General features: G+C 70.8%; 13 protein-coding genes. 4 read left to right on the plus strand and 9 right to left on the minus strand.

Going from position 1 to position 16269, the window contains the following annotated elements:
- The 3 genes from ACJJVL_RS03570 to ACJJVL_RS03580 form a co-directional block, all read right to left on the minus strand.
- On the minus strand, positions 1-1718 hold a 1718-nt coding region (locus ACJJVL_RS03570; protein ID WP_405216942.1), incomplete at its 3' end, for an ATP-binding cassette domain-containing protein.
- A 58-nt stretch (positions 1719-1776) separates the two neighbouring features.
- Positions 1777-3240 carry an MFS transporter gene (locus tag ACJJVL_RS03575; protein ID WP_405216943.1) on the minus strand — a complete coding sequence of 488 codons (1464 nt, stop codon included), beginning with the start codon at positions 3238-3240 and terminating at the stop codon, positions 1777-1779.
- Between the two features lie 252 nt (positions 3241-3492).
- Positions 3493-4692 carry a cysteine desulfurase-like protein gene (locus tag ACJJVL_RS03580; RefSeq protein WP_405216944.1) on the minus strand — a complete coding sequence of 400 codons (1200 nt, stop codon included), beginning with the start codon at positions 4690-4692 and terminating at the stop codon, positions 3493-3495.
- 183 nt (positions 4693-4875) lie between these two features.
- Between ACJJVL_RS03580 and ACJJVL_RS03585 the strand changes: the two genes are divergently transcribed.
- Positions 4876-6138, plus strand: a complete 1263-nt coding sequence (locus ACJJVL_RS03585; protein WP_405216945.1) for a glycosyltransferase — start codon at positions 4876-4878, stop codon at positions 6136-6138.
- A gap of 64 nt (positions 6139-6202) precedes the next feature.
- On the opposite strand, the gene ACJJVL_RS03590 is transcribed toward ACJJVL_RS03585, so the two are convergent.
- Both ACJJVL_RS03590 and galE read right to left on the minus strand, forming a co-directional pair.
- Entirely contained in the window at positions 6203-6796 is a 594-nt protein-coding gene (locus ACJJVL_RS03590) for an NADPH-dependent FMN reductase (RefSeq protein ID WP_405216946.1), read from the minus strand.
- A gap of 136 nt (positions 6797-6932) precedes the next feature.
- Positions 6933-7943 (minus strand): UDP-glucose 4-epimerase GalE, encoded by a 1011-nt coding sequence (gene galE / locus ACJJVL_RS03595; protein ID WP_405216947.1) that lies wholly within the window; start codon positions 7941-7943, stop codon positions 6933-6935.
- A gap of 126 nt (positions 7944-8069) precedes the next feature.
- On the opposite strand from galE, the gene ACJJVL_RS03600 reads away from it, so the two are divergent.
- Positions 8070-8249, plus strand: a complete 180-nt coding sequence (locus ACJJVL_RS03600; RefSeq protein ID WP_405216948.1) for a hypothetical protein — start codon at positions 8070-8072, stop codon at positions 8247-8249.
- 26 nt (positions 8250-8275) lie between these two features.
- On the opposite strand, the gene ACJJVL_RS03605 is transcribed toward ACJJVL_RS03600, so the two are convergent.
- The 4 genes from ACJJVL_RS03605 to ACJJVL_RS03620 form a co-directional block, all read right to left on the minus strand.
- Positions 8276-9721, minus strand: coding sequence for a DUF222 domain-containing protein (locus tag ACJJVL_RS03605; protein WP_405216949.1), 1446 nt, complete (start codon positions 9719-9721; stop codon positions 8276-8278).
- A gap of 246 nt (positions 9722-9967) precedes the next feature.
- Positions 9968-11494, minus strand: a complete 1527-nt coding sequence (locus tag ACJJVL_RS03610) for a hypothetical protein (protein ID WP_405216950.1) — start codon at positions 11492-11494, stop codon at positions 9968-9970.
- An 88-nt stretch (positions 11495-11582) separates the two neighbouring features.
- Positions 11583-13085, minus strand: a complete 1503-nt coding sequence (locus tag ACJJVL_RS03615) for a glycosyltransferase (RefSeq protein WP_405216951.1) — start codon at positions 13083-13085, stop codon at positions 11583-11585.
- Between the two features lie 113 nt (positions 13086-13198).
- Positions 13199-13681: a VanZ family protein gene (locus ACJJVL_RS03620; protein WP_405216952.1), complete on the minus strand. Its 483-nt coding sequence runs from the start codon at positions 13679-13681 to the stop codon at positions 13199-13201.
- Between the two features lie 57 nt (positions 13682-13738).
- On the opposite strand from ACJJVL_RS03620, the gene ACJJVL_RS03625 reads away from it, so the two are divergent.
- Positions 13739-14389 (plus strand): low molecular weight phosphatase family protein, encoded by a 651-nt coding sequence (locus tag ACJJVL_RS03625; RefSeq protein ID WP_405216953.1) that lies wholly within the window; start codon positions 13739-13741, stop codon positions 14387-14389.
- Between the two features lie 4 nt (positions 14390-14393).
- A complete protein-coding gene (locus ACJJVL_RS03630; RefSeq protein WP_405216954.1) occupies positions 14394-16268 on the plus strand; it encodes a glycosyltransferase in 1875 nt (624 codons plus the stop codon).
- Position 16269: the final 1 nt, after the last annotated feature.

Consider the following 16269-nt stretch of genomic DNA (forward strand, 5'->3'; position numbering starts at 1 on the left):
GTCGCGTGACGCGCGTCGGCTGCGCCGTCGCGCTCCTCGACCTGCGGGAAGGGGGAGGGGGCGCCGACGCGGAGCGTCATGGTGGCGAGGGCGAGGGTCGCGGGCTCGTGGCTGGCCAGCACGACGACCGCGTGCTCGGCACGGCGCCGGATGGCGGTGCGCACGCGATCGGCGGCGACGCGGTCGAGGTGGGCGGTGGGCTCGTCGAGCACCAGCAGCGTCGCGCCGCCGTCGACCCGGGCGAGGGCGCGCGCGACGGCGAGGCGGCGCTGCTCGCCCGGGCTCAGCTCAGCGACGGCGCTGTCCGCGACGTGCCCGAGCCCCAGCTCCTCGAGCGCCCCCAGCACATCGGCGCCGGGACCGTCGGCGGCGTAGAGCGCCAGCTCCTCGCGGGGCGTGCGGGCGAAGCCGCGCGGTGCCTGCGGTGCCCAGCCCACGGCATCCGCCCGCACCCCGCGCACCGTGCCGTGCACCTCGGCATCGGCGGGCAGGGTGCCCGTCAGCGCCGCGAGCAGCGTCGACTTCCCTGCACCTGAGGGGCCGGCGACCGAGACAATGCCGCTGAGGCTCGCGGTGATGCCGTCGAGGGTCGGGTGCTCGCGGCCGGCGTAGCGCACGGAGAGTCCGTCCAGGTTGATCGCACCGGCTGCATCGCGCACGTCGGCGGGGGATAGACGATCGATGATCGCCTGCGAGCGGTCGAGCGCCGAGAGCCCATCCTGCGACGCGTGGAAGGCGGTGCCCACTTGACGCAGGGCGTTGAAGGCCTCCGGCGCGAGGATCAGGGCGAGCAGCGCCGGCTCCAGCGCCATCGTGCCCTGCAGCAGCCGAAGCCCCAGGAAGACGGCGACGATCGCGACCGAGATGGTGGCCACGAGCTCGAGCGCGAGCGCGGAGAGGAATGCCCAGCGGAGCGTCTCCTGCGTGCGATCGCGATAGCCGCGCTGCAGCTGCTCGAGCGCGGCAGTCTGCTCGTCGACGCGGCCTAGGCCGACCAGCACGGGCAGACCGCGCGCCAGCTCGGCGAGGTGGTCGGCCAGCCGGGAGAGTGCCGTGAGCGCCTCATCGGTGCGCTGCTGCGTGTGCTTGCCGATCAGCACCATGAAGAAGGGGATGAGCGGCACGGTCAGCACGATGATGACCGCGCTCACCCAATCGGCGCCGAGGATCCGGATGCCCACGAGCAGCGGCACGACGGCGGCGGCAACGATCGCCGGGATCGTCTGCACGTAGTAGTCATCGAGGTCGTCGAGTCCGTCGGCGGCCAGGACGGCCGTGCCGCCTCCCTGCGGCTCGCCCGCGGCAATCCGGCGCCAGAGCTGCCCGCGGATGCCGCGCTTGACCTGGGTGGCGATGCGGCGCGCGAGCACAGAGGTCGCCCATTCGCCTCCGGCGCGCAGCAGCACGCCGAGGATGCCGAGCAGCACGATCGTCTGGGTGTCCGCGGGCGTCAGGCCTCCACCTGCGAGCCCCGCGATCCCGCGCGCGATTGCTTCGGCGATGAGCACGAGCCCGCCTGCGCGGAGCGCTGCGAGCAGCCCCAAGGCGTAGATGCGCCCCTTCGGCACCGGGCCGAGCGCCGGCCGACGGAAGCCGGGGGCATCCGCGCTTCGCTCCGCCTCCAGCACCCACGGATCGTGCTGCGGGGGCGTCCCGACGTCGCCCGCCGGCGTGCGAACCCCGTCTCCCGTGGCGGTGGCTGGGTCGGATCGAGGCACGCCTCCATGATCCCAGTTCCGCGAGACGGCCGCGGAGCACCGGATCCGTGCCGGCGCCTCAGAACTGCTCGGTGTCGTCCTCCGCCGGCTCGGGCATCGCGCTCCGACGGCTGCCGACCAGCACCAGCGCGGCCGCGCCGGCCATCGCGGCGGTGATGAACGCCGCGGTCGCGTGGTTCGGCAGCGCAGCCGATCCGCCGGGTGCGAGCGCGTAGAGCGCCGAGATCACGCCGATGCCGACCGCGGTGCCCGTGCGCTGGGCTGCGGCGATGAGCGCAGAGGCGATGCCCGCGTCGATGCTGGCTGTCTGCACGAACGCGGCATTCGTGTTCGGGCCGACGAAGAGACCGACACCCAGGCCGATGCCCAGCAGCGGCACGAGCATCACCAGGAAGGTGAGCGATGCTGCCGGCAGCACCAGCACGAGCGCGCCGACGATCAGCAGGCAGACCGAGATCATCGTGAGCCCAACGGTGACGATCCGCGTGCCGAACCGCTCCGAGAGCGAGTGCGAGAGCAGCGACCCGAGCACGCTGCCGAGCGCGAACGGCGTCACCACGAGCCCGGCGGCGAGCGCATCGTTCCCGAGGCCGTCGAGCCACAGCAGCGCCAGCATGAGGAACGAGGCAGTGAAGCCGGCGAAGCCGAGGAACGTCGACACGATGCCGATGGGCAGCGCGCGCTGCCGGAAGAGCCGCGGCGGCACGATCGCGAAGCTGTCGCGTCGCTCGCGGCGCCGCTCCCACAGCATGCATCCGGTCATGAGCAGCAGGCCGGCCGCGAGCAGCGCCGCGTTCAACGGCGTGACGCCGGTGCCAGCCGCGAAGGGCAGCACGACGGCGAGGATGCCGGCCGTGAACAGCAGCATGCCGAGCGGATCGCTGCCTCGCGCGCCCAGCGGGTTGTCGCGCGGGATGACGAGCACGGCGGCCACCGTCGCCAGCACCCCGAGCGGCACGTTGAACAGGAAGATGAGGTGCCAGCCGTACTCGCCGCCGACCTGCAGCAGCAGCCCGCCCAGCACGGGGCCGGCGGCGCTCGCTGCGCCGAAGACCGCCCCCATCACCGCAAAGGGCTTGGCTCGTTCAGGGCCCGTGAACAGCAGCTGGATCAGCGCGTTCAGCGGCGTCAGCACCAGACCGCCGGCGATGCCGGCGAGGATGCGGGCGAGGATGAGCTGGGTGGCGTCGGGCGCGAGGCCGCACCAGGCGCTCGCGAGCGTGAAGACTACGACACCCGCAATGAAGACCTGCTTGTGGCCGTAGCGATCGCCGAGCCTGCCGGCCGGCAGCAGCACGAGCGCGAACGCGATCGTGTAGGACGTGAGCACGAGCGACTGCTCGACCGCCGTGGCCCCGAGGCTGTCGCGGATCGCGGGCAGCGCGACGTTCACGGTCGTCACGCTCAGCAGCGTGAGCGCCGTGGGCAGCAGGAGCATCGCGAGCGCGAGCGACCGGCGACGAGCGCTCGGCGCCTCCTGCAGCCGGGCGCCGGTCTGTGGCACGGCCTGCGGCGCAGCCATGTCGCCTCCTCCTGGTCGACGGCGCTGCTTGCTGGCAGCACCGAACCATCGTCATGATCGTGAGCTGCCGAGGCGCAGGCCTGAACCCGGTCCATGTAGCGGGGAGATCCCCTGCATGTCCAAGCACACCAGCAGGACAGCCTCATGGCTTTTCGGCTGTGCCCAGCCTACCGGCCCGCCCGTGCACGTCCCGGAGCGAGCGATCCGGCCAGCGCGGGCGAGCGCGGCAGGGAGCGCGAGGACCGTCGTCGGTCAGCCGAGGAAGTCGGCCAGCCCGGTCAGCAGCCGGTCGATCTCGGCATCGTCGTTGTAGGGGGCGAGGCCGACGCGCACGCCGCCGTCGACGTCGAGCCGCAGCGCGGCGAAGGGCTCCTGGGCGTAGAAGCTGCCGGCAGGCGCGACCACGTCGCGCTCGGCGAGGAACCGGAAGGCGTCGGATGCATCCCGATCGGCGAGCGTGAAGAAGAGCGTCGAGGTGCGGTCGGCGGCGACCGAGTGCAGCGTGACGCGCTCGCCGAAGGCGGCGAGGCCCTCCTCGATGCGGCCGCGCAGGCGCAGCTCGTGCTCCTCCATCGCCTCGTTCGCGGCGATGAGGCGCGCGCGTCGGGTGTCGCCGTCGCCGAGGCCGGCGATGAAGTCGACGGCGGCCGTTGCGCCCGCCATCACCTCGTACGGCAGGGTGCCGAGCTCGAAGCGCTCCGGCACGGCGTTGCTCGACGGCAGCAGCTTGTCGAAGCGCAGCGTCTCGAGCAGCGCGGGATCGGCGGCGAGCGCGGCGCAGTGGGGGCCGAAGAACTTGTAGGGCGAGCAGACGAAGAAGTCGGCGCCCAGCGCGGCAACATCCACCGACGCGTGCGCGGCGAAGTGCACGCCGTCGACGTAGACGAGCGCGCCGACCGCGTGGGCGCGCTCGGCGATGCGGGCAACCGGTGGCTTCGTGCCGAGCAGGTTGGAGGCCGCGGTCACGGCCACCAGGCGTGTGCGCTCGGTGATGATCGTCTCGAGCTTCGACAGGTCGAGCTCGGCGGTGGCGGGGTCGAGCTCCAGCCATCGCACCGTGACGTCGGCGCGCTCGGCCGCCTGGATCCAGGGGCGGATGTTGGCGTCGTGGTCGAGCTGGCTGACGACGATCTCGTCGCCGGGCTGCCAGTCCTTCGCGAGCGTGCGTGAGAAGTCGTAGGTGAGCTGCGTGGCACTGCGGCCGTAGACGATGCCGCGGGCGTCGGCACCCAGCAGGTCGGCGTACGCGCTGCGGAAGGCGGTCACCGCGGCATCCGCGTTCCGCTCCGCGGGCGTCACAGTGCCGCGGTTCGACAGCGGTGCCGTGAGCGTGCGCGCGATCGCTTCGCCGACCACCGCGGGCGTCTGCGTGCCGCCGGGCCCGTCGAAGTGCGCGAGGCCGGAGGCGAGCGAGGGGAACTGGGCGCGCAATGCGGCGACATCGAGGGTCACGGTGCTCCTTCGGCAGCGGCGCTCGGATGGCGCCATCCCCGCAACTCTGCCACGCGCGCGCCCGCGGTGACGTCGGCGGCACCGGTGGGCGACCGCAGAGTAGCCCGGAGGGTTGGCTCAGGACACATAACGATGTTACGCAATTCTTGTCCAGGTCGTAGAGAACGGCGCTACGGTGGCGCCGTGCCGCATCTGCTCGTCACTGCCATGCCGTTCGCCGGGCACGTCCGGCCGATGACGGCTGTCGCTGGCGCCCTCCTCGATCGCGGGCACCGCGTGACCGCCTACACGGGGGCGGCCTACGCCGATGCGTTCGACGAGCTCGGCTGCGAGGTGGTGCTCTGGCGCGACGCACGCGACTTCGACGAGCACAGCATCAGCGACACCTTCCCCGCGACCGGCCTGCCCGGACGGTTCGGGATGCTCGCCGACCTGCACGACCTGTTCATCGGCACGGCGCCCGGCCAGGTCGAGGACATCGTGGCCGCGCATGAGCGCGCCCCGTTCGACGCGATCGTGGGGGATGTGCTCGCGGTCGGGTCTGGCCTTGCCGCTGAGGTGCTGGGGCTCCCGTGGGCGACGGTGTCGCTCGTGCCGCTGTCGCTGCACAGCCAGGATCTGCCGTCGGGTGGGCTCGCGCTGCACTCGGACCAGACGTGGATCGGGCGCGTGCGGGACGCCGTGCTGCGCGCGATGATGCCATCCCCCCGCGAATCGATCGAGCGTGCCTACCGGGCAGCGCGCAAGGCGTGCGGACTGGGCCCCGGTCGTCCGTTCGGCGAGGCGATCTACGCCGAAGCGCTGGTGCTCGCCACGGGTTCGCCGCGGCTCGAGCTCTCGCGCAACGATCTGCCCGACAGCGTCGAGTTCGTCGGCAACCTCGAGCCGCGCGGCCGGCCGATGGGCGCGCTGCCGCTGTGGGCGGAGACGCTGGTCGACGAGCCGCGGCCGGTCGTGCTCGTCACACAGGGCACGTTCGACACCGATCCGGAGAACCTGCTGCAGCCCGCGCTCGACGGGCTGGCGAACGACCATGTGCGGATCATCGCCACCACGGCCGGTCGCGATGTCGGCGATCGCGTGCCACCGAACGCGAGGCTCGTCGACTTCATTGCGTTCCCACCGATCCTGCGGCACGTGCGCGTGGGGGTGACCAACGGCGGCTGGGGTGGCGTACTCGAGATGCTGGCGAACGGTGTGCCACTGGTGGTCGCGGGCGGCAGCCTCGACAAGCCTGAGGTCGCGGCTCGCGTCGCGTGGTCGGGCGCGGGCATCGACCTGCGCACAGGGCGACCACGACCGATTCGGCTCAGGAATGCCGTTCGGCAGGTGATTCGCGAGCCCTCGTTCCGCGAGCACGCCCTCGAGATCGCCGAGGAGTTCCGGCAGCTGGGGGGCGCTCCCCGCGCTGCCGAGTCGATCGAGCGCGTGCTGCTACTCCGGTGAGGGACCGCACGATAGCTTCTCAACGCTGCTGCCTGATGGTCGGCACGCGCCGCGCGAGCCTGGCTCAGCTCGCCTGCGGCACGACCGTCAGCACGCGGCGCACGAAGTTGTCGAAGGAGCGCATGTAGGTCTCGAGGAACTCCTTCGTCGACTCGTTGACGACGTTGTCGTTGGCGTCGTAGTCGTCCTCCTTGAAGGTGATGTACGCCTCGATCTCGTTCATGAGCGGCGCGTTGCAGAACGCCATGATCGATCTCAGATGCTGCTGGCCGACGGCCGTGCCGATGCCGCCGGGTGAGGCGCCGGCGATGCCGACCGGCTTGCGGGCGAACGAGTTGGTGCCCCAGGGGCGAGAGGCCCAGTCGATGGCGTTCTTGAGCGCGCCCGGGATCGAGCGGTTGTACTCGGGCGTGACGAACAGAATGCCGTCGGAGGCCTCGATCGCCTTCTTGAGCGCGGTCGCCTCTGGTGGGTAGTCGCCATCGAGGTCGCGATCATACAGGCCCAGCGTGTCGATCTCGATGAACGAGCACTGCAGGTCTGCTGGCGCCAGCTTGATCAGCGCGTTGGCGAGGCGGCGGTTGATCGACGAGCCAGCGATGCTGCCGCAGATCACGCCGATCGTGTACGGGGGTTCGTGGTGGTAGGTGTCAGCCATTGGGTCAGCATGCACCCACTGGCTGAATGTGTCGAGAGCATGCGAAGTCAGGCGGCGCTCTGCCCGTTCCCATCCGCCCGGTGCCCAGACGATCTCGAGCAAGCCGCGCACATCCTCGCCACGAGGCCGCCAGCCGTCAGTCCGCGTACCCCCGCGGGTTCTGCCGCTGCCAGCGCCACGCATCCCGCACCGCGTCGTCGAGCGAGCGGGTGGCACGCCAGCCCAGGCGCTCGTGCGCGAGGGTGGGGTCGGCGGTCGAGATCGCGGCGTCGCCCGGTCGGCGGGCGACGATCTCGTGCGGCAGCTCGCGACCCACGGCGGCCTCGAACGCACGCAGCACGTCGAGCACCGAGCCTCCGCTGCCGGTGCCGAGGTTCACGGTCAGCACGCCGGGCGCCAGTGCTTCGAGCGCGGCCACGTGGCCCTCGGCGAGGTCGACGACGTGGATGTAGTCGCGCACGCCCGTGCCGTCGGGGGTGTCGTAGTCGTCGCCGAAGATGCGCAGCCGCTCGCGCACGCCCGCCGCTACCTGCGCCACGAACGGCATGAGGTTGTTCGGGATGCCCTTGGGATCCTCACCGATGTTGCCAGAGGCGTGTGCGCCCACCGGGTTGAAGTAGCGCAGCACGGCCGCCTGCAGCGCCGAGTTCGCCATCGAGGCGTCGGTGACGATCGCCTCAATGATGGCCTTCGTGCGGCCATAGGGGTTCTCGAGGTCGAGGCCCACCTGCGCATCTTCGGCGAGCAGCGGGCCCGGCCGCTCGTAGACGGTCGCGGACGAGGAGAAGACGAAGCGTTCGACGCCTTGCTCGGCCATTGCCTCGAGGGTCGCGATCGCCGAGCCGAGGTTGACGCGGTAGTACTCGAGCGGCTTCGCGACCGACTCGCCCACGGCCTTCCGGCCGGCGAAGTGGATCACCGCGTCGATGCGGTGCTCGGCGAGCACCCGACCGACGAGCTCGCGGTCGCCCGCGTCGCCGACCACCAGCGGGATCTCGGTGCCGGCGAGGCGCGATGCGCGGCGCACTGCCTCGTCGCTGGCGTTCGAGAGATCATCGAGGATGACAACCTCATGCTCGTGCTCGATGAGGACGATCGCCGTGTGCGAGCCGATGAAGCCGGCGCCTCCGGTGAGCAGCACGCGCATGGGACCTCCTGGGATTGAGTGCCAGAGCAGTCTAGGCGGGCGCTCAGGCGGGCCTCAGGCGCAGGCACCCGCAACGCGCAGTCGAACCACAGCCAGTTGCCCAGGTGCATGAGCGATAATGGCGTTATGGCGATCTACACGCTCGACAACGGTGTCGAGTACGAAGTGGCGGAATGTCCGCTCTGCGGGCTCGTCGCGCCCCGGCCGCGGGCATTCGACGGCCTGCTGCACTGCGTGCGCTGCGACATGATGTGGCGCGAGTTACCGCGAGCGGCAGCGCCGCCCGCGGCACGGCCAGCGGCGTAGGCGTCGCCGCGAGTCAAACGGTCGGCTCAGGCGACGGGCTGGAGGTAGAGCACGCTTGGATCGAAATCAGTGGCCCAGCCGCGTCTGCGGCGCGGCGCGCGGACTCTGGGGACGACGATCCACCCCCGAGGGCCCTTGAGCACCTCGAGTCTGCCGCGATGCACCTCGTGGTGATGGTGCGTGCAAAGCATGATGCCGTTGTCAATGTCGGTCAGGCCGCCCAGGCTCCAGAAAGTGACGTGGTGCGCCTCGCACCAGCTGATCGGTGCCGTGCAGCCAGGCGCCCGGCAGCCCTTGTCTCGAGCCGCCAGCGCTCGGCGCTGCGCCCGCGAGAATAGGCGCTCCGTGCGGCCGAGGTAGAGCGGGAGCCCGTCTGCGCCGGTGACGACCGCCTGGATGTGCGCGTCGCACATCATGGCCATGGCCACGTCGACCGGTACGGCGTCGCCGGTGCGCTCGTCGGTGGCACTCCCGCCAGGCTCGCCGTCAAGCGCCGCTCGGTAGGTCGCCTCGGAGAGGTGGAGCACGACCGTTGGTGCTTCCCCGCCGACCCGCGGTGCGTCGCTCTGCTCGGCTGCGGTGCTCACCATCGCGATCAGTGCATCGGCCATCTTCTGCGGACGCGTGCGGTCATCGACGAGCTCGGCGCGCTCGCGCTCCTCGTCGGTGAGGAAGACCGGCGTGCGGGGCGACGTGAAGGGGTCCATGGCGGCGAGGAACACCGCTCCCTGATCGGGAGGAAAAGCGAAGCGCCCAGCAAGCATGCCGTCGGCGCGGGTGCCGCAGGTGAGACTGCGCCGCCGCAGCTGCTCCTCATAGCGCGGCTCGACGCCGTCGGGATCCAGACCGTTGCGCCACGCCCGCGCGAGCTTGGCGAGCAGGAGCGGCGTCATCGGCTGCTCGACCACGCCGTCTTCGCCGGGATGCGCCCCGCGCGCGCCGAGAGCCGAGGCGACGAGCGCCCGATCCGCAGCCTCCAGGTCAGCAGGGTTCGCTCGATCAGGCGCGTCACCGAGGCTCTCGATGATCGCACCGGCCTGATCGATCGTCACCGCGCCAGTCGCAACGGCCTCGCTGAGCACAGGGAACCGAGTGGGCACCGTGCCGCCCGAGAGCCTCGGGCTCGGGCGCAGGGCCGCCGAGACCTGTAGCAGGCGCTTCCCTGCTGGATGCGTGATGCCGAACTCGGTGGTCAGCATGTCGAGAGGGTCGCGGTAGCCGCAGGCAACGGTGAAGCGGTCATCCTTCGGCAGGCCGTCGTGCCGCTTGGAGATGTCGTCAGCGATGCGGACGCGCAGCGCGTCATTCGCGCGGCCCACGTCGCCGACAAGGCCGACAGCTATACGGCGCTGCTCTTCGTCGAGGCGGGGGAGCAGGGCATCGAGCGTCGCGGCCGCTGCGGCAATCGCGCCGATCGCTGAGCGCAGGGCGTTCGAGACGTCGGCCGTTTGACCGGTTGACTGCTGTGTCATGATCGCCCTCCTTGCGCTTCTGGGGACCAGTTTATCGAAAGTATGTTCGATCAATCAGAGTTGTCCACAGGTTGCGCGAGCCCGGGTTCGGCGCAGCGATGCACTTCAGTCGAAGAGCAAGGGCGGTCGCCCCCTCGGCGTGCGGGTGCCTCCTCGCCGCGCGGTCAGCGACGAGGAGGCGCGGCTGAGCGCACGTGTTGTCGCTCCTCGCCACGCGGTCGGCGACGGGGCAGTGCCCGCCGAGCGTCAGGCGCTCAACGCCGCTTCACCTTCGGCGATGAAGCGGTAGACGAGCGCGTCGACGCGCTGCTGCTTCGGCAGCGAGAGAGCGGCAACGAGCAGGCGGCGCGAGCTGAGCACCGGCGCCGGCGTAGTCGCGAGGTCGTACTCCGAGTAGCCGGCAGCGCCCCACTTCGGCATCCGGTGCTCCCAGTGGAACAGGTCGTAGAAGTCGTAGCCGCGCAGCGCGTCGAGCGAGAACTGCGTCCACTCCATCCAGCGCGCGATCTCCCCAACGAGCTCTGGGTCGCGCGCGAACGGCGACGCGGTGTACTTGCTGGCCAGCAGCTCGGGGCGCAGGTCACGATCGGCGGTGTTCGTGTACATCCCCGTGATGATCGCCCCACCGACGCCGAAGATCATCGCCGCCTTCGCGGGCGCCGCGATGTAGAGCGCGTTGGCGAGCGCCGCGTAGCGCTGGTAGGTCGGGAAGGTCGCGTTGTAGAGCGCAGCGAACGGCGACGCGGGCGACATCGCCGGCACATCGAGCGTCAGGTGATGCAGGCCCGCGGATGCCGCGACCCGGCTGGCGGTGAGCAGGTCGTTGCGCGTGCTCTTCTGCGGCCGATGCAGCGGGTGATACGTCAGCGCGACGGCGCCCGCACCGCGTAGGTCGACGAGCCCGGCCTCCAACACCGCGCGCGAGTCACGGCCGGAGGTGAGCGTCAGCACCGTCGCGGGTTCGACCGAGATCCAGTTGCGCACCTGCTGCTGCAGCGCATCCCTGAACCCGGTCGCAGCTTCGAGCGGCGGCAGCTCGACGCGGTCGGTGCGCGGCCAGAAGCGCTCGTGCGCGACATCTGAGCCCCGGATGGTGAGGCGCGCGTTCGCGTACACCTGGCCGACGCCGTCGTGGCTCGTGATGAGGCCCGGCAGCCATCTGCCGGCGGGGTCGCGGTAGCCGGGGTGCGCCATCACCCAGCGCATGCGCGAGCTGTCGAGGCCGCCAGCGCGCTGCGAGAGGATCTGGGTGTGCGAGGCGAGGGCCACACCCGAGTCGCCGCGGTGCCAGAACACGGATCGGGTTGCCAGCGGGTCGCCGTAGACGTCGAGTCGCTCGCCCCGGGCGATGAGCACGACGTAGCGGCCGGAGATCCACGCGATCATCTCGTCGAGCGCCGCGGTCTGCGCCTCGACCCCGCGCGCGTTCGCGAGCCCGCGCACGATGCGGCCGGCAACGCCTCGGCGCTTGCTCGGACCACCGTCGTCGAACGCCTGCCCAAGCACAAGCACCTCGGCGGCAGGGGAGGTGGCGTGCTGCCGCTCGAGATCCGGGTCGAGCCGCACGTGCCAGCGGCCGACCGTTAGGTGATCCCAGTGCTCGTGCGGTGCGAACGGCGTGGGGCCGTCGGTGACCACGAACCCCTTCGCGAACGAGTTCTTGTAGCCCCACACCTTGTAGCCGGGCCGCAGCTCGTGCTCACGGCGATGGAAGGCCGCGACGGCGTCACGCCGCTGACGCTCGCGTCGGTGGCTGCGCAGCGCATCCAGCATCGTCGGCTCCCCGTCGCGTTGATCGCGTGCCTACCGCGGCTGGTGCGGGCACGTTGCTGCGAGGCTACCTCGGGGCGCGCGCAAGGGGTCAGGCGGCGCGCTTGTGGCGCTCGCGATGCGAGCCGTCGACGATCGTCGCCGTGATCGCCGTGATGACTGCAGTGCCGACCGCGATCGCGGCAGCGTCAGCCGTCTCGCCCGCGAGGTTGGCGTCGAGCGGCTCGCGAGCGGTCTTCGCCCATCCGTGCACGCCCAGCAGCTCGCGCACGAGCCCAACGGTGAATGCCGGCCAGATGAGCCACGTGTAGGCGAGGTAGACCGGCAGATACGCGAGCGCGACGAGCGGGCTCCAGGCGCCGCCCGGTGCGACGACCACGAGGGCCGCGTACACCGGGCCGATCGAGATGACCGTGAACAGCACGATGAACGCCGGGCTGCTGCCGAGCCACGCGACGTTGCCGACCAGCAGCATCGCGAGCGCCGCGATGAAGCCGGCGCCCATGACGGTCTGCAGCGCGGGCGCGAGCAGGTACAGCAGGTGGTCGATGCGCGAGGCGAGTGCTGAGCGCAGCTCGCGCCCGCTGCGGAGCGTGGGCACGGTCTGCCAGGCTCCCTGCGCCCAGCGGATGCGCTGCCGCAGCAGCCTGCGCACGTCAGTCACGCCTTGCTGGTCGACAGTGGTGAGCACGGTCTGGGAGCCGTGCCAGCCGGCCCGCATCATCCGCACCCCGATGTCCTGGTCCTCCGTGAGGCGGTCGCGCCAGGGGCCCCGCTCGATGCCCGTCGGGAGGGAATCCTCGACCACCAGGTCGTCGAGTGCCGCGAGCCGCATGTACTGCCCGTTGCCACCCATGTTGGCGGTGCCCCAGCGCGAGCGGCCCAGCTGGTAGACGAAGGCGGTGATGGCGAACTCGAGGTGCTGGGCCCAGGTCAGGATGTGCCCGCGGTTGTAGATGCGCACGAGCGACTGCACGCCGCCGATGCGCTCGTCTGCGAATGCGCCGGCGAGCACGCGCGGGGAGTCGGCGGCGACTCGGCCGTCGGCGTCGACGATGCCGACGATGATGCGGTCGGTCGACCAGTGCCGGTACGCGCGCTGCTCGAGCACGTGCTCGTGCAGGTAGCGCCACGCGTCGTCGAGCGCCGCCGACTTGCCGTGCTGCGCGTTCGGCAGCTCGCGGCGCAGCACCTGCAGGCCCGGGGTCCGAGTCTGCAGATCCGCCAGGATCTCGGGAGTGCGGTCGCCGGATCCGTCGTCGATGACGAGCATCACGCGGTTCGTGGCTTCGACGTCGAGGATGCGGCCGACGCTGTCGGCGATCGTCACCTCCTCGTCGAGCGCTGGCACCAGGTAGACCCACAGGAACTCCTGCTCCTGCGCGTCGGCCACCGCGCGGCGCTGCCTCCGGCGTTCGCGCACGCCCTGCACGATCAGCACGCTGACGACAACGAAGCCGATGACCGCGAGCCCAAGGAGTACGACGAGCAGCAGCTGCAGCGGCAGGGGCAAGCCCTGGTACGGGTTCCAGGGCGCGTCGAGGATGCCGCTCGTGAACTGACTCGAGCGGACAGCGACCAAGGGGGCGTGCATGAGACATCCAGTGATGAGGAGCCGATGCGGGAGCGATGTGGCTCAGCGCGTGTACTCCCTCAACCGTACGAATTTGAACTAAAGGAGCAGGGCGGTGAGCACTGAAGGAATCCTCAGGATTGAGTGTGCGAGCCAGGGCCCCGTTGTGCACTGCGACGCCGGCTGGCACGCATCAAGGCCTCGCATGCGACCGCGAGCACCACGCCGATCAGCGCGCCCGCCGTGTTCGCGACGACATCCTTCACCGAGGCCACGCGCCCGGGCAGGAGAACGTGCTGCACGAGCTCGATGCCGATCGTCGTCGCCACGCAGAGCGACAGCGCGATCCACCATCGCCGTGCGCCGAGCAGGAATGTCAGCAGCAGCGCCAGCGGCACGAACATCGCGACGTTCGCGAGCACCTCGAGGCGCGTCCAATAGACCCACTGCAGCAGCTCGCGCGAGTGGAACCACTCGATGCCGCGCACCACCCGCGGCTTGGCGCGCAGCAGCCAGTGCGTGGGCCAGAGAGTGAGCACGCCGACGACGGGGAGCGCTACCAGCATCCCGATCGCCCCGACGCGGCGCAGCGGCGCGGACGGTGCGGTGGCGTGCATCGCTCCATCATCCCGCGTCCCCCTGTGCGATGCGCGTCCTCGCGCTACATTCAACCCATGGCGCGACATGCCGACACGACGCAGTCAGGCGAGGAGATCTTTTGCATCCTCGCGGTCTGCACGGGCAACATCTGTCGCTCGCCGCAGGTGGAGCATCTGCTGCGAGACCGGTTGCCCAGCGCCCTCCCGGGCGCCGACCCGACTGCGATCGAGTTCGCGAGCGCGGGCACGCAGGCTGTGGTCGACGCTCCGATCGAGCCGCAGGCGGCGGCGGAGGCGGCCCGGCTCGGCGTCGAGAGCACAGACGAGCATCGGGCACGCCAGCTCGAGGCGACCCAGATCGAGCGGGCCGACCTCGTCATCGCACTCGCGGCAGAGCACCGGGGCAACATCGTGCGCCTGCTGCCGGCGGCGAACCACCGCACCTTCACGCTCATCGAGCTCACCCGCGTCGTCGAGGCGCTGGCCGAGGGCGGCCGCGTCCAGCCGCCCGAGCCGCTCGGCGACGACGGGGTCGCGGCATTCCTGCAGCGCGTCGTCGAGGCGGCGGCTGCCGCGCGCGGCCTGCTGCCGATCGCCGCGACCAAGGACATCGACGTGCCCGACCCCTACGGCCGCTCGGACAAGCTCTACCGTCGATCGGCGGATGCGGTGGCCGAGCACGTCGACCGGCTCGTCGCAGCGATCGGCGCGCTCGCGAGAAGATAAGGGCGTGAAGCCCCTCGACACTCTCCGCACCGGCCTGTGGCACCTGCGCAAGGGCGGCGTCAGGCAGTTGCGGGATTGGCGGCTGCGGCGCACCATGACCGAGCGGAACAGCGCGACGAGCCGCCCCCGCGATCTGAGCGCCGACATGCCCGTCTGGCCCGTCGCCGATCGCGGCACGCGCCGCCCGCACCTGCGGGTCGGCACGATCATGGATACGTTCTCCGCCAGCGCGTGGGGCTACGAGTTCGACGTCGTCGAGCTGCAGCTGAAGGAGTGGCGCGCGCAGCTGGAGCAGCAGCCGATCGACCTGCTGTTCGTCGAGTCGGCGTGGTCGGGGTCGCGCGGGTCGTGGAAGTTCCTGCTCAGCGGCCCCAAGGCGCCCCACGAATCGTTGCGCGAGCTTGTCGCGCACTGCCGCGAGCAGGGCATCCCCTCGGTCTTCTGGAACAAGGAGGATCCGCCCCACTTCGACGACTTCCTCGAGACCGCGCGTCTCTTCGACCGGGTGTTCACCACCGACGCGAACCTGCTCGACCGCTATCGGGAGGCGCTCGGGCACGACCGTGTCGACGTGCTCGGCTTCGCTGCGCAGCCTGCGCTGCACCACCCGATGCGGCAGAAGGGCCTGCATCAGGAGTTGGATGTCGCGTTCGGCGGCAGCTACTGGTCGCACAAGTTTCCCGAGCGACAGGCGCAGATGGATCTGCTGCTCGGCGCCGCGGCCGAGGTGTCGGAGCGTCGCGGCATCGGCTTCGACATCTACTCGCGATTCGAGAACGACCCGAAATACCGCTTCCCGGAGCGCTTCGAGTCGTTCGTGCGCGGCTCGCTCGACTACGACCGGATGCTGAGCGCCTACCGCGCCTACAAGGTGATGCTCAACGTAAATTCGGTCGTCGACAGCCCGACGATGCTCGCGCGCCGCGTCTTCGAGATCCTCGCGAGCGGCACGCCCGTGGTGACGACGCGCAGCCCCGCCGTCGAGCACTGGTTCGACGGGTCCGAGATCTCGATCGTCGACGACGAGCAGGAGGCCGCGCTCGTGCTGCGCGCGCTCGTGCGCTCGCCCGAGCTGCGCGATCGACAGGTGCACCTGGCCCAGCGACGCATCTGGCGCGAGCACACCTTCTCTCGCCGCGCGACCCAGGTGCTCGAGTCAGTGGGCATCGCCGACACCGCCGCATGGCGCCGGCCGCGCGTGAGCATCATCGCGCCGACCATCCGTCCCCACCTGGTGCCCGGCATCATCGCCACCGCCGGCCGCCAGGTCGACGTCGACGTGCAGCTGCTGCTGCTGCTGCACGGGTTCGACGCCGAGGATGCCGAACTGCAGGCCATGGCGCGCGAGGCCGGCGTCGCCGAGCTGGTCGTGCTGCGCGCCGACCGCGACACCACGCTCGGCACCAACCTCAACCGGCTCGTGCAGGCCAGCGACGGCGACGTGATCGCGAAGTTCGATGACGACGACCTCTATGGTGACCACTACCTGCTCGACTCGTGCTTCGCGCTCGACTACTCGGGCGCCGAGCTTGTCGGCAAGCACGCGCGCTACCTCTATCTCGCGTCGCTGGATGCGACGGTGCTGCAGTCGCCCGAGCGGGAGCACCGCTGGACCGATCTGGTGGGCGGCCCCACGATGGTCGGACCGCGCGCGACGTGGGAGGCGACGCCGTTCGAGGACCGCACGCTGGGGGAGGACACCACCTTCCAGCGGGCGCTGCTCGCCGCCGGCGGCGCCATCTACAGCGCCGATCGGTTCAACTTCATGCAGATGCGGGATGCCCGTGCGGGGCACACGTGGAGCACGGAGGATGAGCGGATCCTGGCGAACGGCTACGTGATCAGCTTCGGCCTCGCTGACGGACACGTCCTCGTCTGAC

It is taken from the genome of Agrococcus sp. Ld7 (genome assembly GCF_045064095.1).
Lineage (GTDB): Bacteria > Actinomycetota > Actinomycetes > Actinomycetales > Microbacteriaceae > Agrococcus.